The organism is Luteibacter jiangsuensis, from assembly GCF_011742555.1.
Taxonomy (GTDB): domain Bacteria; phylum Pseudomonadota; class Gammaproteobacteria; order Xanthomonadales; family Rhodanobacteraceae; genus Luteibacter; species Luteibacter jiangsuensis.
Genome location: NZ_JAAQQR010000003.1, coordinates 566,957 through 582,133, shown reverse-complemented (window position 1 = coordinate 582,133; position 15,177 = coordinate 566,957). Strand labels below are relative to the sequence as shown.

The following is a 15,177-nucleotide window of genomic DNA, read 5'->3' as shown; positions in this document are numbered from 1 at the left end:
TAGCCCATACGCTACACCTGTAGCATGGCAAGCACAATCCTCCGCTGGGGCGCTCAGGGCTGGCCGACCGGGCTCGTCCTGACCACCCATTCGCCGGAAGACGTCCGGGCGAAGCGAACCTGGTACGGCCCCGGGGCAAATGCGTGTATGCCCGTTTCCGCCGGGCCGCCGAGGGTGGTCACGCGATAAACGCCGCCCGTGCCATCCAGGGCCGCGAAGCGCATCGTCATGCCGTGCAGGCCGGCCACGGTCTCCAGGCCACCGCCGACGCACCACATGAGCGCGGCGGCCAGCGTGCCCGTCGACAGGGCCATGCCGGCGATGCCGCGCTGTCGCCATGGCGGCGATGCCGTCGCAGACGACGGCTCCAGAATGGCATCCATGCGACGACGCAGCGCGGACATGGGCCCCGACATGGTGGAACCCAGAGTGCGGTACGTCGCGGCATGTCGAAGCGCATCGACCAGTGCCTGCGCATAACCGATTCGCGTCGATTCGTCGGCGTTCCGCAGCGCCATCGCGTCGCACAGCTCCTCGCGCGCGGCCGCGAGCATCCGGTGCAATGCGCGCAACGGCACGCACCATGGCAGCAGCGACATCGCAGCGTTCTCCGTCAGAAGCCGCCAGTTGTCCCACCGGACAGCGTGCGCCTGCTCGTGCCGAACAAGCGCCTGCACCACACCGGGTGCGCAGCCCTGCATCGTTTCAGGCATCACGACGACGGGACGGCGGTATCCGATCAGCATGGGACCAGGCACGCTCGCCGTCGCGACGGCAGGCCGGGTGGCTTCGTTCGGACGAAGGGCCCTGCGCAAGCCGGCCGTTCGCCATACCTGGCGTGCGAGACGACACATACCCGCAGCGGCCACGGCCATGCCCGCGTAAAGCAGACCGCGTGCCAGCGTTGCCAGCCACGGTTGGGCAGGCAACGCATCGGAGAAGACGGCCGCCGCCCTGCCCCAGACGGCCTGCGCGTTCGGCGTGACGAAGGCATCGCCGAAACAGACGAGCGGGAGTGGAAGCGTCGCCGTGAGCCAGAACGCCGCGGACGCGCATGCGTGACGCACTCGTGCCGAGAGGCCGTTCTGCACGCGCGCCAGCGCAGCCGCCATGCCGGTGCCCACTAGCACGCCGCACACGCACCCCGTGAGAACCGTCAGCGCATTCATGAGCGCCGCTTGCGGCCGTTGAGCATGCGATCCAGTTCCGCCAGTTCGTCGTCGTTGAGCAGCGTGCTTCCGGTCAGAGCGGACACCGGAACGCTGCCCGGCACTTCGAGAACGTCCCGGAACAGATGGGCCAGCGAGGTCCCGAGCACGTCGACCTTGCTCCTGGCCGGCGAGAACACGGCGAGCCCGTGCACTTCGGTGCGCGAGACCAGTTCCTTGGCGCGCATGCGATCGAGCACCGTGCGCGTGGTGGACAGGGCCCAACCGGTGCGAGCGGCAAGCGCATCGTGTAATTCACGCGCGCTTTGCGGGTGCTTTTCCCAGAGGGCTTTCATGACTTCCAACTCGGTGTCTGGGAGGAGCATGGGTAGTCCGCAATCGGGAGGGGAAAATGGCAGGCCACTACAAGTGTAGCGCACATGGCGGGTCCAACGCCCTGCACGCGGGCATCGCCCGTCCTCAACGCCCTCTCGACTGTCGGCCCCGGATGCTTGGCCACCTTCCGTCGGCGCCTCGTCCATGACTCAGAATCCCCCTGCCTCCGCCATCGTCGTCGCGGAGGGTCGTCCGTTCCCGCGCGGCGCCACCTTCGACGGTTCCGGCACCAATTTCGCGCTGTTCTCCGCCAATGCCACCCGGGTGGAACTGTGCCTCTTCGACGCCGACGGCAACGAGACCCGCATCGACCTGCCCGAATACACCGACGAGGTGTGGCACGGCTATCTGCCGGACGTCAAACCCGGCCAGCTTTATGGGTACCGCGTGCATGGGCCCTATGAACCCACGCAAGGGCACCGCTTCAACGCCAACAAGCTCCTGATCGACCCGTATGCCCGCGAGCTTTCCGGCGACCTGGTGTGGTGCGACGAGCTGTATGGCTACACCGTGGGTCACCCCGACGCCGACCTGAGCTTCGACGAGCGCGACAGCGCGCCGTTCGTGCCCAAGGCCGTTGTCGTGGAAGACAATTACGACTGGGGTGACGATCAGCGGCCGATGACCCCATGGGACGAGACGGTCATCATGGAAACCCACGTTCGCGGCTACACCATGCGGCATCCGGCCGTGGCCGAGGACGTGCGAGGCACCTGCGCGGGCCTGGCCACGCCTGCCGTGCTGGAAGGCATTCGTTCGCTGGGCGTATCGGCCGTGGAGCTGCTGCCCATGCACGCCTATCTCGACGACCGGCATCTGCTCGAGGCGAATCGACGGAACTACTGGGGCTACAACACCATCGGTTTCTTCGCGATCAAGCGCCGCTACCTGTCCAACGGGCACCGCGACGAGTTCCGCGACCTGGTCAAGGCGGCGCACCGACAGGGGCTCGAGGTACTGCTCGACGTGGTCTACAACCACACGGCCGAGGGCAGCGAGCTGGGGCCGACCCTGTCGCTGCGCGGCATCGACAACGTGTCGTACTACCGGCTGGCCGAGGACCCGCGCTTCTACATCAACGACACCGGTACCGGGAACACGCTCAACGTGAGCCACCCGCGGGTGATCCAGATGGTGATGGATTCGCTTCGGTATTGGGTCACCGACATGCATGTGGACGGGTTCCGCTTCGACCTGGCGACCATCCTGGGTCGCGAACCCTCGGGCTTCGACCAGCGCGGCGGCATCCTGGATGCCGTGGCACAGGACCCGGTGCTGGCATCCGTGAAGATGATCGCCGAGCCGTGGGATTGCGGTCCGGGCGGCTATCAGGTGGGCCACTTCCCGCCGGGCTGGGCGGAGTGGAACGATCGCTTCCGCGACGATGTGCGCGCCTTCTGGAAGGGCGACGAAGGCACCCTGGCCGACTTCGGCAAGCGGCTCACGGGCTCGGCCGATTTCTTCGACAAGCGTGGACGCCGCCCCTGGGCCAGCGTGAACTTCATCACCGCCCACGACGGATTCACGCTGTACGACCTGGTGAGCTACAACGAGAAGCACAACGAGGCCAACGGCGAGGACAACAGGGACGGCTCCGACAACAACCATTCGTGGAACGGCGGGGCGGAGGGCGAAACGGACGACGCCGAGATCAATGCGCTGCGCGAGCGGCAGATGCGCAACCTGCTGGCCACGCTCTTCCTCTCCAAGGGCACGCCGATGCTTCTGGCCGGCGACGAACGCGCCCAGACGCAAGGCGGCAACAACAACACCTATGGCCAGGACAGCGAGATTGCCTGGATCGACTGGGAGCGCGACCCGACCGAGGGCCGGCTCGCGGACTTCGTGCGGGAGCTGACGGCCTTGCGCCAGCGCTTCCCCCTGCTTCGCCGCGGCCGCTTCCTCGATGGGCGCTATGACGAGGCCAGCGGCGTACACGACATCGTGTGGCTTGCGCCCGACGGCTCGGAAGCCGGCGAAGCGCAGTGGACCGATGCCGGGGCACGCTCGATCGCCGCCCTCATGGACGGACGCGCGCAGCAAACGGGTGTGCACCGGCCCGGTACGGACGCGACCCTGCTCCTGCTGGTGAACGCCTGGGCCGAAGGTGTCGAGTTCAAGCTGCCCGAGCGCAGCGAGTGCCCCGAGTGGACGGTGGCCCTCTCGACAGCCACCGAATTGGCGCCCGGGCTGAATGCCCCCGGCGGCCAGACGTTCATATGCCCGCCGCGTGCCATGGTGGTGCTGGCCTGCGGCCGGAACTGAACCGGCCGGGTCATGCGCGAGACCACCATCGCCATGATGTCTGCGTGAAGAGCGGATCCGGGGAGTCACCCGCCGCTAAGATGCCGTTTTGCAGACTCCGGGCGACGATACGCAAGGCGGTGGCTACCCACCGCCCCGTTGCCGCCACAACTCTGGACACCAATGAGCGACGAACCGACATGGCTGACGCCAAAGCCCCAGGGCAAGCGCGTCGAGGTGGGCTACACCGGGATGGATCATCCCGAACACGACATCTTCTTTGCTGCCGTGCAGACCACGCGCATGCCGATGATCGTCACCAACCCCAACTTGCCAGACAACCCCATCGTCTTCGCCAACGAAGCCTTCATTCGCATGACGGGCTACGAGGCGGACGAACTGATGGGGGAGAACTGCCGGTTCCTGCAAGGCAAGGACACCGACCCTGACACGATCGCGGAGATTCGGAAGGCAATCGCAGGGAGCCGGGAAATCGCGACCGAGATCCTTAACTACAAGAAGGACGGCTCGACGTTCTGGAATGCATTGTTCATCTCGCCGATTTACGACCGCGACGGCAAGTTGATCTATTTCTTCGCGTCCCAGCTCGATGTGAGCCGGCGCCGCGATGCCGAAGACGCGCTCCGGCAAGCGCAGAAGATGGAAGCCCTCGGGCAATTGACCGGCGGCATCGCGCACGACTTCAACAACCTGCTCCAGGTCATCACCGGCTACCTCGAAGGTATCGCGATGACCAACGAAAAGCCGGATGCCGATCCTGCGCGGGTCGCCCGGTATGTGGAGTCGTCGCAGCGCGCGGTGCACCGTGCCGCCACCTTGACGCAGCAGTTGCTGGCATTCGCGCGCAAGCAGCGCCTGGACGGCCGCACGGTGAACGCGAATGCGCTGATCTCCGGCATGCACGACATGATGGTGCGCGTGCTCGGCGAGGCCGCGGATATCCGCCTGGAGTTCGACGACGACCTTCCACTGTGTCGCATCGATCCGACCCAGGGCGAGGTGGCGCTCCTCAACGTGCTCATCAACGCGCGCGACGCCATGGCCGGCCGGGAGAGCCAGCGCATCACCATCGGCACCCGCAAGGTGCACATCGCGGCGGGCGATTCGCGGCTCTTCAGCGATTTGCAGGCGGGCGAATATGTCGAGATCGCCATCACCGACACGGGCACCGGCATGCCCCCGGAAATCATCAAGCGCGTGATGGAACCGTTCTTCACCACCAAGGAAGAAGGTCGCGGTACGGGCCTGGGCCTTTCCATGGTGTATGGATTCGCCCGCCAGTCCGGCGGCAGCGTGCACATCTATTCCGAGGAGAACGTGGGCACGACAGTGCGACTGTTCTTCCCCGCCGTGGGCCAGGACATCACGCACCCCATCGAAAAGCAGCACCAAGCGGCCGCCGAGCAACGTGGCCACGCACGCATCCTGGTCGTGGAAGACCGCGAGGACGTGGCCGATCTCGCGCGCGACATTCTCGAAGACTACGGTTACGACGTGTCCGTCTCGCACAATGCCTCGGAAGCGCTGAAGCGGCTCGACGACGGCGAAACCTTCGACATGCTGTTCACCGACCTGATCATGCCCGGCAGCATGAACGGGGTGATGCTCGCCCGTCAGGTGCGCGAGCGCCTGCCACGCGTGCGCATCCTGCTGACCACGGGCTATGCCAACTCGTCCATCGAGCGCGAGGACGCGGGCGGTCGGGAGTTCGAGATGATCCACAAGCCGTATGCGCGGGCGGATCTGGCGCGGAAGGTTCGGTTGGTGTTGGAGGGGCCGACGGGGGTGAGTTGAGCCGTCTACCGGACGGTGCCCCAGCCGCCGATGTAACGGACAATAGGGGGCATGCGATTCAGGGCCCCCTTCCTCACTCTCATCTTCTTCGTCGCCGGTGGAGTGGGGGCGGCCGCGTACGCCGCCGAACAACCCGCCGAATCGCTGACGCAGTTCCAACACGTGTCGTTCACAAGGCTCGGCGGCGCCCCTGGGGACATTTCCCGCCTGGCCCTGGACGACCACGGGTTCCTCTGGATGCGCGCCGGACGGGGAAGAGCCCGGTTCGATGGCAAGGCCTTTCGTACGTTCCAGACCGTGCCCGGCATCCTCGAACCGCGTCCGGCCACCGATGCGGACGGCAATACGTGGTGGGTCGCCAACGGCGATCTGTGGGTCAAGCCGCGTGGGCAGGACGCCGCCGCTTCGATCGCCGTGGCACATGAAGGCATTCGCGAGGTGGCCCTTGGCCGCGGCGACCGCCTCTTCACCCGCACCGATGATGGCGTCCACATGTTCCGGCGTCAGGGAACGAGGCTGGCACCGATCGCCAAACCGATATTCGACACGCAGGTCAACGGCTTGCTCGTCTCGCGCAGCGGGGCGCTCTGGATCACCCGCACGACAGGTGTGCTGCACGCATCGAGGGAAGCGCTCGATGTCGCCGAGCGGGACGGGCATGTACCGGTCGTGGAAACGTTCACCCGGGCGAATGGCCTCACCGGCGCGTTCCCGCAGCCTCTGCTCGAGGACACCGCCGGGAATATCTGGGTCGGGACCGAAGGGGGCCTGGATCTCTTTCGGCGCACTCCGTTTGTGCCCGTGCCGCTGCCGGAAGGCTTGCACCAGGTAGAGGCAGCTACCACCGCGCGCGGAACGACCTGGGTGGGCAGCGACAACATGCCCCTGCTGCGCATCGACGCCGATGGCACCCGAACGCCCCATGGGCCGCCATCCCTGGTGTTCTCGATGGCGCTGGATCTGAAACGCGACATCGCCTGGGCGGCGAACGAACAGGGCGTATGGCGCCTCGGCGACGGCGAACCATCGCTGGCGGCGCCGCTTCCGTATGGCGGGAACACACGCGACGTGTCGTTCGTCGCGATTTCCGGCGCGGGGCAAATCGTCGCGGCCAAGGCGTCCGACATGGGTCGTGGAACATCAATCGCTTCCGTCTGGAATGGCGCGCAGTGGATGCCGTTGCCTGCCTTGCCCGCCCTTCCCGTGACAGGCGCGGCAGGCTCCGGCGGTGCCCTATGGCTGGGGCTTGCCGGAAGACCCCTGCTCGCGTGGATCACCGAAGGCAAGCTCGCCATCGAAGGGGAAGCGCAGGGACTGACAACCGGCCCCATCAAGGCGGTCGTCGCCGACCGCGGGGGAGCTTGGGTGGGCGGGGATCGGGGCGTGCAGTTTTTCGATGGCACATGCTTCCGAACCGTTCGTACCGAGCCACCCGATCTATTGAACTGGGTTACCGGGCTCGCGCTCGACCGTGATGGTTTCCTTTGGGTGGAAACCTCGGCGCTGGTTTTCCGCTCGCGCATGCCCGCGAGCCGCATGAACCTGGAAGATCCGAACACGCACATCCAGTTCGACCGCTTCGACTCCGTGGACGGCATCCCCGGCGGTGCCGATCCCGACCGTGGCCTGCCAAGCCTTCGCATGAGCGCGGACGGGCGGATCTGGGCCAAGACCGTGGCCGGCCTGTCGTGGATCGATCCGGCGCACTACCCCGAGCCTCGCGCACCTGCGACGCCTCGCATCGAGGGCGTCGACGTCGGCGGCCGTCACCGGTCGATGGACGGCGCAGGGCTCGGCCTGGGGCCGGACGAGAAAGACCTGGCCATTCGCTTCACCGTACCGGAACTATCGCGCCCGGATCGGGTTCGCTTCCAGTACCGGCTGCTTCCTTCAGCACCCTCGTGGACGGATGCCGGTGAAAGCCGGCAGGTGTCATTCCCCCAGTTTCCCGCAGGACGTTCGACTTTCGAAGTGAGGGCGGTGCTCGGCACGGAGGTCTCGGCCAAACCGGCCGTCCTCGCTATCCACCGAACGGCCGCGTTTCGCGAGACGGCGGGCTTTACCGTCTTGTGGGTGAGCGCGTTGGCGGGCTTGTTCGTATTGGTGCTGTGGTTGCGCATGCGTGCCGTGGCACTGCGTTTACGCGTGCGCTCGGAAGAACGCGACGCGTTGGCACGGGACATACACGACACGCTGCTGCAGCGCTTTCAGGGCGCCATGTTGACCATGCAGGCGTTGGCCCGCCGCCCCACGCTTCCAACCGAAGAGCGGCGCGAAATCGCCCAGGTTGCCGAAGAGGCGAGACAGGTGATCGTGGCAGGGCGCGACCGCATCCAGACACTGCGCGGTGCACCCGATGCCGGCGTAGGACTTTACGACGCCTTGCTTGCCGAAGGACAACGCCTCGCTTCTTTGCATGGGCCCGCCTTCACCCTCACGCTCGAAGGCAAGCCCGTGCCGCTGCGCGAGAGCACGGCTGCCTCATTGCTTGTCATTGCCACGGAAGCGATGACCAATGCGTTTCGCCACGCGCGAGGGTCACGGGTCGATGTCACGGTGTCATACGAAACGAAGCAGCTTTGGCTCGTGGTGACGGACGACGGCCTGGGGTTCGATCCGGACGCGGTGGAACGCGCATCGACCACGGGACATTTCGGATTACGGGGCATTCGCGAGCGTTTGGCCTTCCTGCGCGGGAGTATCCGGATCGAAACGGCGCAGGGAGAAGGCACGGAGATCCATGTGAGGATTCCGCGCCGCACCGCGTACCTGTAAGCGCCTAGGAATCGAGGAAACCCCGTTCGCGCGCCAGGGTAACGGCATGGGTACGGTCATCGGCGCCAAGCTTGGTAAAGATACTGCGCATTCGGGACTTCACCGTTTCCTCGGAAACGAGCAGCGACGCCGCGATGGCGCGATTGCCCTGGCCCTGCGCAGCCAGGCGAAGCACCGCGACTTCCCGCGACGTGAGTGTTTCCGTGCCCACATGGTCAGCTAGTTGGCGCGCCGCTGCCGGAGACACGGTCCGCCGCCCCCGCACGGCCGCACGAATGGCGCGGAGTATTTCCTGCGCACCGGATGCTTTCAGCAGGTAGGCCCTGGCCCCCATGGCCAGGGCACGCGCGATGCGCGCATCGCCCGCATAGCTGGTGAGCACCACGATGTTCGCCTCCGGCGACACCTCGCGGATCGAGCGGATGGCACCCAGTCCGTCGCCACCCTGCATCTGCAAGTCCATCAGGACCACGTCCGGCTGCAGGCGCCGGAACGCTTCGACGGCCTCGTCTCCACGGCTCGCCTCGCCCACCAGAAGCATGTCTGCCTCATGGCCGATGAGCGAGTGCAGGCCCTGGCGCATCATCGGGTGATCGTCCACGACGAGCACCCGAATCGGCGGAGGCACATCGGAGGTGGCGGTGGCCATGGGCTGCGAGAATCACCAGAGATGGATACGGTCGGCTGGTGCCACATAGAGCGCGTCGCCGGGCCGTACGGAAAATGCGTCGTACCAGGCATCGATATGTCGAACGACACCGTTCACGCGCTGCCGGGGCGGAGTGTGCGTGTCGGAGGCTACCAGAAACCGGAGGGTTTCCTCGCGCACATTCGTTCGCCGCATCTGCGCCAGCGCCAGGAAGAAGCGCTGTTCGCCTGTCGTACCGTTCAGCACGGGCGCCTTGCCGTGGCGCTGCTGGTATTTTCGATACGCCATGAACGCTGCCTGGGTGCCGGTGAGGTCGGCCATGTCTTCACCGAGTGTCTTTTCGCCATCCACGTGCAGACCTGGCAGCACTTCCATGGTCGCGTAGTCGGCAGCCACTCTGGCCGCCATTCCGGCAAACGCTTTGCGCGATGCGTCGGACCACCAGTTCACTCGCCTCCCATGCCCATCGAATGCGGCGCCGTCCACATCGAAGCCATGCCCTATCTCGTGGCCGATCGTGACGCCGATCGCGCCGTAGTTCACCGCCGGATCGGCCGCAGGATCGAAGAACGGCGGAATCATGCTGCCGGAGGGAATGAGCACCCGGTTTTCTTCGCGCACGTAGAAGTCGTTACCACCCTGGGCGAACCCATAGCGGGCGCAGGCGTCGGGTGGCGATGCCAACGATGCCGCCAGCAGTGCCACGCGCTTACGCTCGCTTCGAATGACATTCCCTAACAGGTCGTCCTTCGCGATGGCGAGGTCGGAAAAGTCGGTGGTCAAGTCCGGACCGCCGATGCACGCCGTCAATGCCGCCAGCTTGGCGCGCGCCGCTTGTCGGGTGGGTTCGTCCATCCAAGCCGCGCGGTCGATCAGTTCGGCATAAGAAGCCTTCACGTTGTCGAACATCTCGCGGATGGCCTGACTCGTCGCCGTGTCGAGGTAACGCTTCACATACAACCGGCTCACCGCCTCGGGCATGGCCTTTTCGACCAGCCGAACGCCCTGGCTCGCCCGATCACGCGACGCCGTGAGGCCATACAGGGTGCGGTCGTAGAAGGCTTCACGCGCTGTCGCGAACGCTGCCGGGAGATAGTCGGCGTGGTCGCTTACCAGGCGGAACGCGAGATAGGTCTTCCATGTGTCCACGGGGACGCTGGCCACAAGCTCGGCAAGCGCTCGCACCGATGCCCCCGACTGCAAGCGAAGCTCCTGCGCATCGCCAAGCCCCCGTGCCTTGAGAAGATCGCGCCATGCCACTTGAGGGAACTGCTTCGGCAGCGCCGGGACAGGCACGACCATGTCGGCCGCGGATGTGCCCTGCGCTTGCGCCTTCGCCATGCGCATCTCGAGAGCCACGATGGCGTCGGCCTTGGCAGCCGGTGCCGTGAAGCCGCTCAGCGTGAGGATCTGCTCGATGTAGTGCCGATAGGCTGCGCGATCCGCGTCGAAAGCGGCGCCTTGTTGGAGGTAATAGCTGGGTGCCATGCCCAGGCTTCCAGCGGAAACCACAACCTCGTTCCGCTTCGGATCCGCAGCCGTCGGGGCCACGTCGATGTCGAAAGGCGAGGCGAATTCCGCAGCGCCGAATGCCGCGCTCAGGTCGGCACGGCTTTTCAGGCGGGCGATGCGAACCAGCAGGGGACGGAGCGACGCGAGGCCGGAGCGCTCCCTCGTCGCCGTATCCATCCAGCTGGCGTAGAACTGCGCGACCTTGCGCTGGTCGGAGTCGGTCGAGGTCATGAATGCCGGGCGGTCCATGAGGCTTAACGCGCGGGCGTCCGCCAGCGCGTTGAAATCCACCGCGACGCCGACGACCTCCTGGTTGCCTGCGAAGTGCGCGGTTTTTGCCCAGGCGCCATTCGCATACGCCCAGAAGTCGTCGCCCGGCCGGACCGTGGAGTCGATGGCCGTCATGTCGAGGCCGAAGGTGCCGTAGGTGGTGTGTGTCGGCGCGTTCTGTGCGGACACAACGTGCAAGCAAAGGAGGGCGAGCAGACTCAAGGCGAGTCGCTGGAGGCGACAGGGTAGGCGACAGCGGCGCATGCGGGGAGGTCTCGTGGGCAACCCTCCGCATGGTATTTGGCCGGTTTGGCTAGCCAACCCTGAAATGGGGGTAGCGTTGAATCGCGTTGCCCAGGGTCTCGCCGAGTAGAACCTCCACCCAAACTGATCGCCGCTTTGCCGAAATTGCACTCACATCGTGCTGAAGCCAGGGCATTGCCATGCCGATGTCAGGAGAAACGCTCACGGAGATTCTCATGTCATTCGCCGTTCGGGTGACCTTCGCCCTTCTACTTTGCATGTTGTCGCTGCCGCAGATATCTGGCTCCAACGTTAAAGCGCGAGAACTGCCTGCCCAGCGTTCGGATACGCCCACCATCAGCTCACCTCAATTGCTTGAACAAGGTAGCTACGTTAACCGGCAGGGGCAGATCGTCCATCGTCCCGCACACACCGATACGGGGCAGGCCCCCGCAGGAGCATCAGCAAAGTGCCGAGACGGCAGCTTCAGCTTCAGCGCGAGCCGGCGAGGGACCTGCTCGCACCATGGTGGGGTCGCGCGACGGCTTTGAGTGCGTACCAAAAGCGTCGGTGCTCTATGCTTCGGACCGAGGCGATCTGTCGACCAGCGGAAATTGACATTATCGAAAACATCGAACGGATGATGCGAACACTTGATTCTAACGATGGGCCGAAAGACAACCGAGATGCCCTTGCACATCCGATGTATGAAAAGCCCTGAGCAGGGGAAGGGAACGCTCTCTTCGATCCTCCATCCTCCCTGGCATGGATCGACTTTGAGCCCGGACACGTGACTAGGCGGTGCGATAGCTATAGCGTCATTTCGCGTACGCTAGCGCGTCACGGCACCTACCGGCCGACCTGCAAACCGCCTCATGCTACCCCAGTCCGGGGTATGCTTGGCCTGCACGGCGCCCTCGGGGCGCCCTGTCACTCATAGGGAATCAAGGAGAGCGTGGTGACTGGAACAGATGGCGTTTTGTCCCTGAAGCGATTTACGGAAATTGACCTTTCAGACCCGTTTTTCGATTCATTGAAAGCTGATTATCCCGGCTTTGACAAATGGTTCGAAAAGAAGAAGAACGAGCGGGCGTTCGTCTTCCTCGACGACTACGGGAAACTGCAGGGATTTCTCTACACGAAGCAAGAGAGTGAGCAGCTCGGAGATGTATCTCCGATAATGCCTGCTCTGCATCGACTGAAAATCGGTACATTTAAGGTCAACGCACACGGCACAAAACTAGGCGAACGATTTATTAAGAAGATTTTTGATATCGCCGTGACCTGCAATGTCGTTGAAGTTTATGTAACGGTGTTCCCAAAGCACAAGGGACTGGTCTCACTCCTCGCCCGGTACGGCTTTGTCAAAGTCGCAGAAAAGATGGTGGGTGGGCTGCCCGAGGACGTCATGTCGCGGAGCATGGTGTCCCTAGGCGCAACCGCGACCACTTCATTTCCGCTCGTACGGGTTACGCCAAGGACAAAGCACATCCTCCTTTCCATATACCCTCAGTACCACAGCAAGCTATTTCCGGATTCAATTCTCAAAACAGAAGATACGTCGCTTGTTACCGACACATCAGCCACGAACAGCATTCACAAGGTCTACCTGTCGTCCATCCCCGGACTCGAAGACCTCCTACCGGGGGACACCATCCTGATTTACCGTACAGCCGAAGCCGGCAAGTCCGCTGAGTACAGCGCGGTGGCGACCAGTCTTTGCGTCTTCGAAGAATTTCGATGGCTAAACTCGTTCAAGACTTTGGAAGATTTCTTATCTTACGCGCTTCCATACAGCGTTTTCGATAGATCGGAGCTCACCGACCTCTACGCGCACAGGAAGTACACTCGGGTCATACGGTTTAGCTACAACATCGCGCTTCCAAAACGTATCATTCGGAAGGTTCTCGCCGATACTGTCGGTTTGAACCGTGCGGAAAGATGGTCGTCGGTGCCACTTCGTGAAGCTCAACTCAAGCAGGTGCTCGGTCTGGGAGGCGTCAGTGCAAGTCTTATTGTCAATACACCCTGAGCACGCGGACAAGATTCTATCGGGCGAGAAGCGCTTCGAATTCCGCAAGAGTATCTTCAAGAACCCTGCTGTGACCCGAGTACTCATCTACGCGACAATGCCTGTTGGCAAGGTCATCGGTGACTTCGAAATTGGAGGGGTCATCGACGGCCGCCCCACGAAGGTTTGGGAGTCGACCAAGGCCCATGCCGGGATATCGAGAGAGTTCTTTCGGTCGTACTTCAATGGAAGAGAGCGTGCTGTCGCCATTGAAGTGAGAAATCCCCGGCGGTTTGAGTCGCCTAGAGGCCTTGATGAGGTAGAGCGAGGAATGGTCGCCCCCCAATCATTTAGATACGTCGATCCATTGGTTTCCGCTAACTGGCAGGCAATCTGCGGAGGGAACAATCTTCTCGAATAGCCGGTCGAAACATCGATTTGCTGGATGCTGACGGGCGGCGCCCGTGGCGCCTCAGCCGCGCACGACTGCAATCAAGGCTCTCAAAACCTTGATCCGGTTCGCATGAGTGTCCTGACCGCCTTGATTCCAGCTTGCTGGACGAGGTGGTCCGCGCGTTCGGGTCGGTACCTCGTTTTCTTCGAACGGTCCGAATAGGCGGCCCATCATGGCAATCGACCACCTCACTCTGACAACATACCGCGAGCGGCATCCTGCATGGCGATTGCTGGCCTCGCCACATGCGCCATTGGTAGCAAGCTTCCTATACCGGGTGTTCGTTGCACCGAACGTGCGGCTGACGAGCGAAGCGGATCTGGCCGAAATGCTGGAAGACGAGCTGTTTGCGCTGCGCGAACAGCTCGGTGTCGAGGTGTATCCGAAAACCGCAACCGAATACCTGAATGACTGGTGCGCGCCGGACAAGGGCTGGCTGCGCAAGTTCTACAAGCCCGGCACCGACGAGGCCCAGTTCGATCTCACCCCTGCCACGGAAAAGGCCATCGCCTGGCTGGTGTCGCTGACCGAACGGCCTTTCGTCGGTACGGAATCGCGCCTGCTGACCATGTTCGCGCTGCTGGAGCAGATCAGCACTGGAAGCGAGGCCGATCCGGCCAGGCGCCTGGAGGAGCTGCGTCGAAAGCGCAACGAGGTCGATGCCGAAATCGGCCGCGTCCTGTCCGGCGATGTGCCGCTCATGGATGACACGGCCATCAAAGATCGCTTCCTGCAATTCCAGCAGTTGGCGCGCGAACTGCTGAGCGATTTCCGCCAGGTAGAACACAACTTCCGCCAACTCGACCGCAGCGTCCGCGAGAAGATCGCGTTGTGGGACGGCAGCAAGGGGGCTTTACTCGACGAAGTCATGGGCGAGCGCGACGCCATCGGGGATTCCGACCAGGGGCGCAGCTTCCGTGCATTCTGGGATTTCCTGATGTCCAGCCGTCGCCAGGAAGAACTGTCCGCACGGCTCGACCAGATCCTCGATCTGCCCGCCGTGGCTGCGCTCAAGCCGGAGCCGCGCACCCGCCGGGTGCACCACGATTGGCTGGAAGCGGGCGAACATACCCAACGCATGGTGGCGCAGTTGTCGCAACAACTGCGCCGCTTCCTGGATGACCGGGCCTTCCAGGAAAACCGTCGCATCCTCGAACTGTTGCGCAGCATTGAGACCAAGGCGCTTGCATTGCGCGACATGCCACCGGCCGGCGAAGTGATGCTCCTCGACGAGATGGGCGCGGACATCGCCTTGCCGCAGGAACGCCCCCTTTTTGCGCTCCATGCCAAGCCACGCCTGGCGGAACTGATACTTGAATCCGGCGAGGACGACGACATCGACACCACACGCCTGTTCGACCAGCACGTCGTGGACAAGACTCGCCTGCGTGAGGCCCTGCGGCAGGCATTGCGCCAGCAGTCGCAGATCAGCTTGCGCGCGCTGCTAGAGACGCAACCGCTGCAACAGGGATTGCCCGAACTGGTCACCTGGCTGGAACTGGCACACGCGGGCAGCCGCGCGCTGGATGGCCTCAGAGCCACGGTGGATGACGATGTGCAGGAGATCATCGAATGGGCCGTGCAGGACGCGCCTGGCTCAACGGTACGACGGCGGGTGCGAATGCCCCGCGTGATTTTTACGCGTTGAACGCAAGCTGCG

The 15,177-nt window shown here is 63.9% G+C and carries 11 protein-coding genes; 7 read left to right on the top strand and 4 right to left on the bottom strand.

What is annotated here, in order from left to right:
* Positions 1-53: 53 nt before the first annotated feature.
* Both HBF26_RS09485 and HBF26_RS09480 read right to left on the bottom strand, forming a co-directional pair.
* Positions 54-1,169 carry a M56 family metallopeptidase gene (locus HBF26_RS09485; RefSeq protein ID WP_167125313.1) on the bottom strand — a complete coding sequence of 372 codons (1,116 nt, stop codon included), beginning with the start codon at positions 1,167-1,169 and terminating at the stop codon, positions 54-56.
* On the bottom strand, positions 1,166-1,534 hold the full coding sequence (locus HBF26_RS09480; RefSeq protein WP_167125311.1) for a BlaI/MecI/CopY family transcriptional regulator: 369 nt from the start codon (positions 1,532-1,534) through the stop codon (positions 1,166-1,168). Before HBF26_RS09480 ends, HBF26_RS09485 begins: the two co-directional genes overlap by 4 nt.
* Before the next feature lie 154 nt (positions 1,535-1,688).
* Here HBF26_RS09480 and glgX point away from each other — a divergent pair, with 154 nt between their 5' ends.
* The 3 genes from glgX (at position 1,689) to HBF26_RS09465 (ending at position 8,378) form a co-directional block, all read left to right on the top strand.
* The gene (glgX, locus tag HBF26_RS09475; protein ID WP_167125309.1) at positions 1,689-3,809 is read left to right on the top strand and encodes a glycogen debranching protein GlgX; all 2,121 of its coding nucleotides are present in this window, start codon (positions 1,689-1,691) and stop codon (positions 3,807-3,809) included.
* Between the two features lie 231 nt (positions 3,810-4,040).
* Positions 4,041-5,603 carry a histidine kinase famiy protein gene (locus tag HBF26_RS09470; protein ID WP_205287620.1) on the top strand — a complete coding sequence of 521 codons (1,563 nt, stop codon included), beginning with the start codon at positions 4,041-4,043 and terminating at the stop codon, positions 5,601-5,603.
* Between the two features lie 51 nt (positions 5,604-5,654).
* The gene (locus tag HBF26_RS09465) at positions 5,655-8,378 is read left to right on the top strand and encodes a sensor histidine kinase (RefSeq protein WP_167125305.1); all 2,724 of its coding nucleotides are present in this window, start codon (positions 5,655-5,657) and stop codon (positions 8,376-8,378) included.
* A gap of 4 nt (positions 8,379-8,382) precedes the next feature.
* Here the strand turns inward: HBF26_RS09465 and HBF26_RS09460 are convergent, their stop codons facing one another.
* Together HBF26_RS09460 and HBF26_RS09455 are read right to left on the bottom strand one after the other, a co-directional pair.
* Positions 8,383-9,027, bottom strand: a complete 645-nt coding sequence (locus HBF26_RS09460) for a response regulator (RefSeq protein ID WP_167125303.1) — start codon at positions 9,025-9,027, stop codon at positions 8,383-8,385.
* A 12-nt stretch (positions 9,028-9,039) separates the two neighbouring features.
* Positions 9,040-11,031, bottom strand: a complete 1,992-nt coding sequence (locus HBF26_RS09455; protein ID WP_167125301.1) for a M13 family metallopeptidase — start codon at positions 11,029-11,031, stop codon at positions 9,040-9,042.
* 221 nt (positions 11,032-11,252) lie between these two features.
* On the opposite strand from HBF26_RS09455, the gene HBF26_RS19925 reads away from it, so the two are divergent.
* The 4 genes from HBF26_RS19925 to HBF26_RS09435 all read left to right on the top strand — a co-directional run bounded on the left by HBF26_RS19925 (position 11,253) and on the right by HBF26_RS09435 (position 15,165).
* On the top strand, positions 11,253-11,603 hold the full coding sequence (locus tag HBF26_RS19925; RefSeq protein WP_343162795.1) for a DUF3761 domain-containing protein: 351 nt from the start codon (positions 11,253-11,255) through the stop codon (positions 11,601-11,603).
* Between the two features lie 407 nt (positions 11,604-12,010).
* Complete coding sequence (locus HBF26_RS09445) at positions 12,011-13,084, top strand: N-acetyltransferase (RefSeq protein WP_167125299.1); 1,074 nt, start codon at positions 12,011-12,013, stop codon at positions 13,082-13,084.
* Positions 12,984-13,484 (top strand): ASCH domain-containing protein, encoded by a 501-nt coding sequence (locus HBF26_RS09440; RefSeq protein ID WP_338039654.1) that lies wholly within the window; start codon positions 12,984-12,986, stop codon positions 13,482-13,484. The genes HBF26_RS09445 and HBF26_RS09440 overlap by 101 nt, the downstream gene beginning before the upstream one ends.
* 211 nt (positions 13,485-13,695) lie before the next feature.
* On the top strand, positions 13,696-15,165 hold the full coding sequence (locus HBF26_RS09435; protein WP_167125554.1) for a DUF3375 family protein: 1,470 nt from the start codon (positions 13,696-13,698) through the stop codon (positions 15,163-15,165).
* The last annotated feature ends 12 nt before the right edge of the window (positions 15,166-15,177 follow it).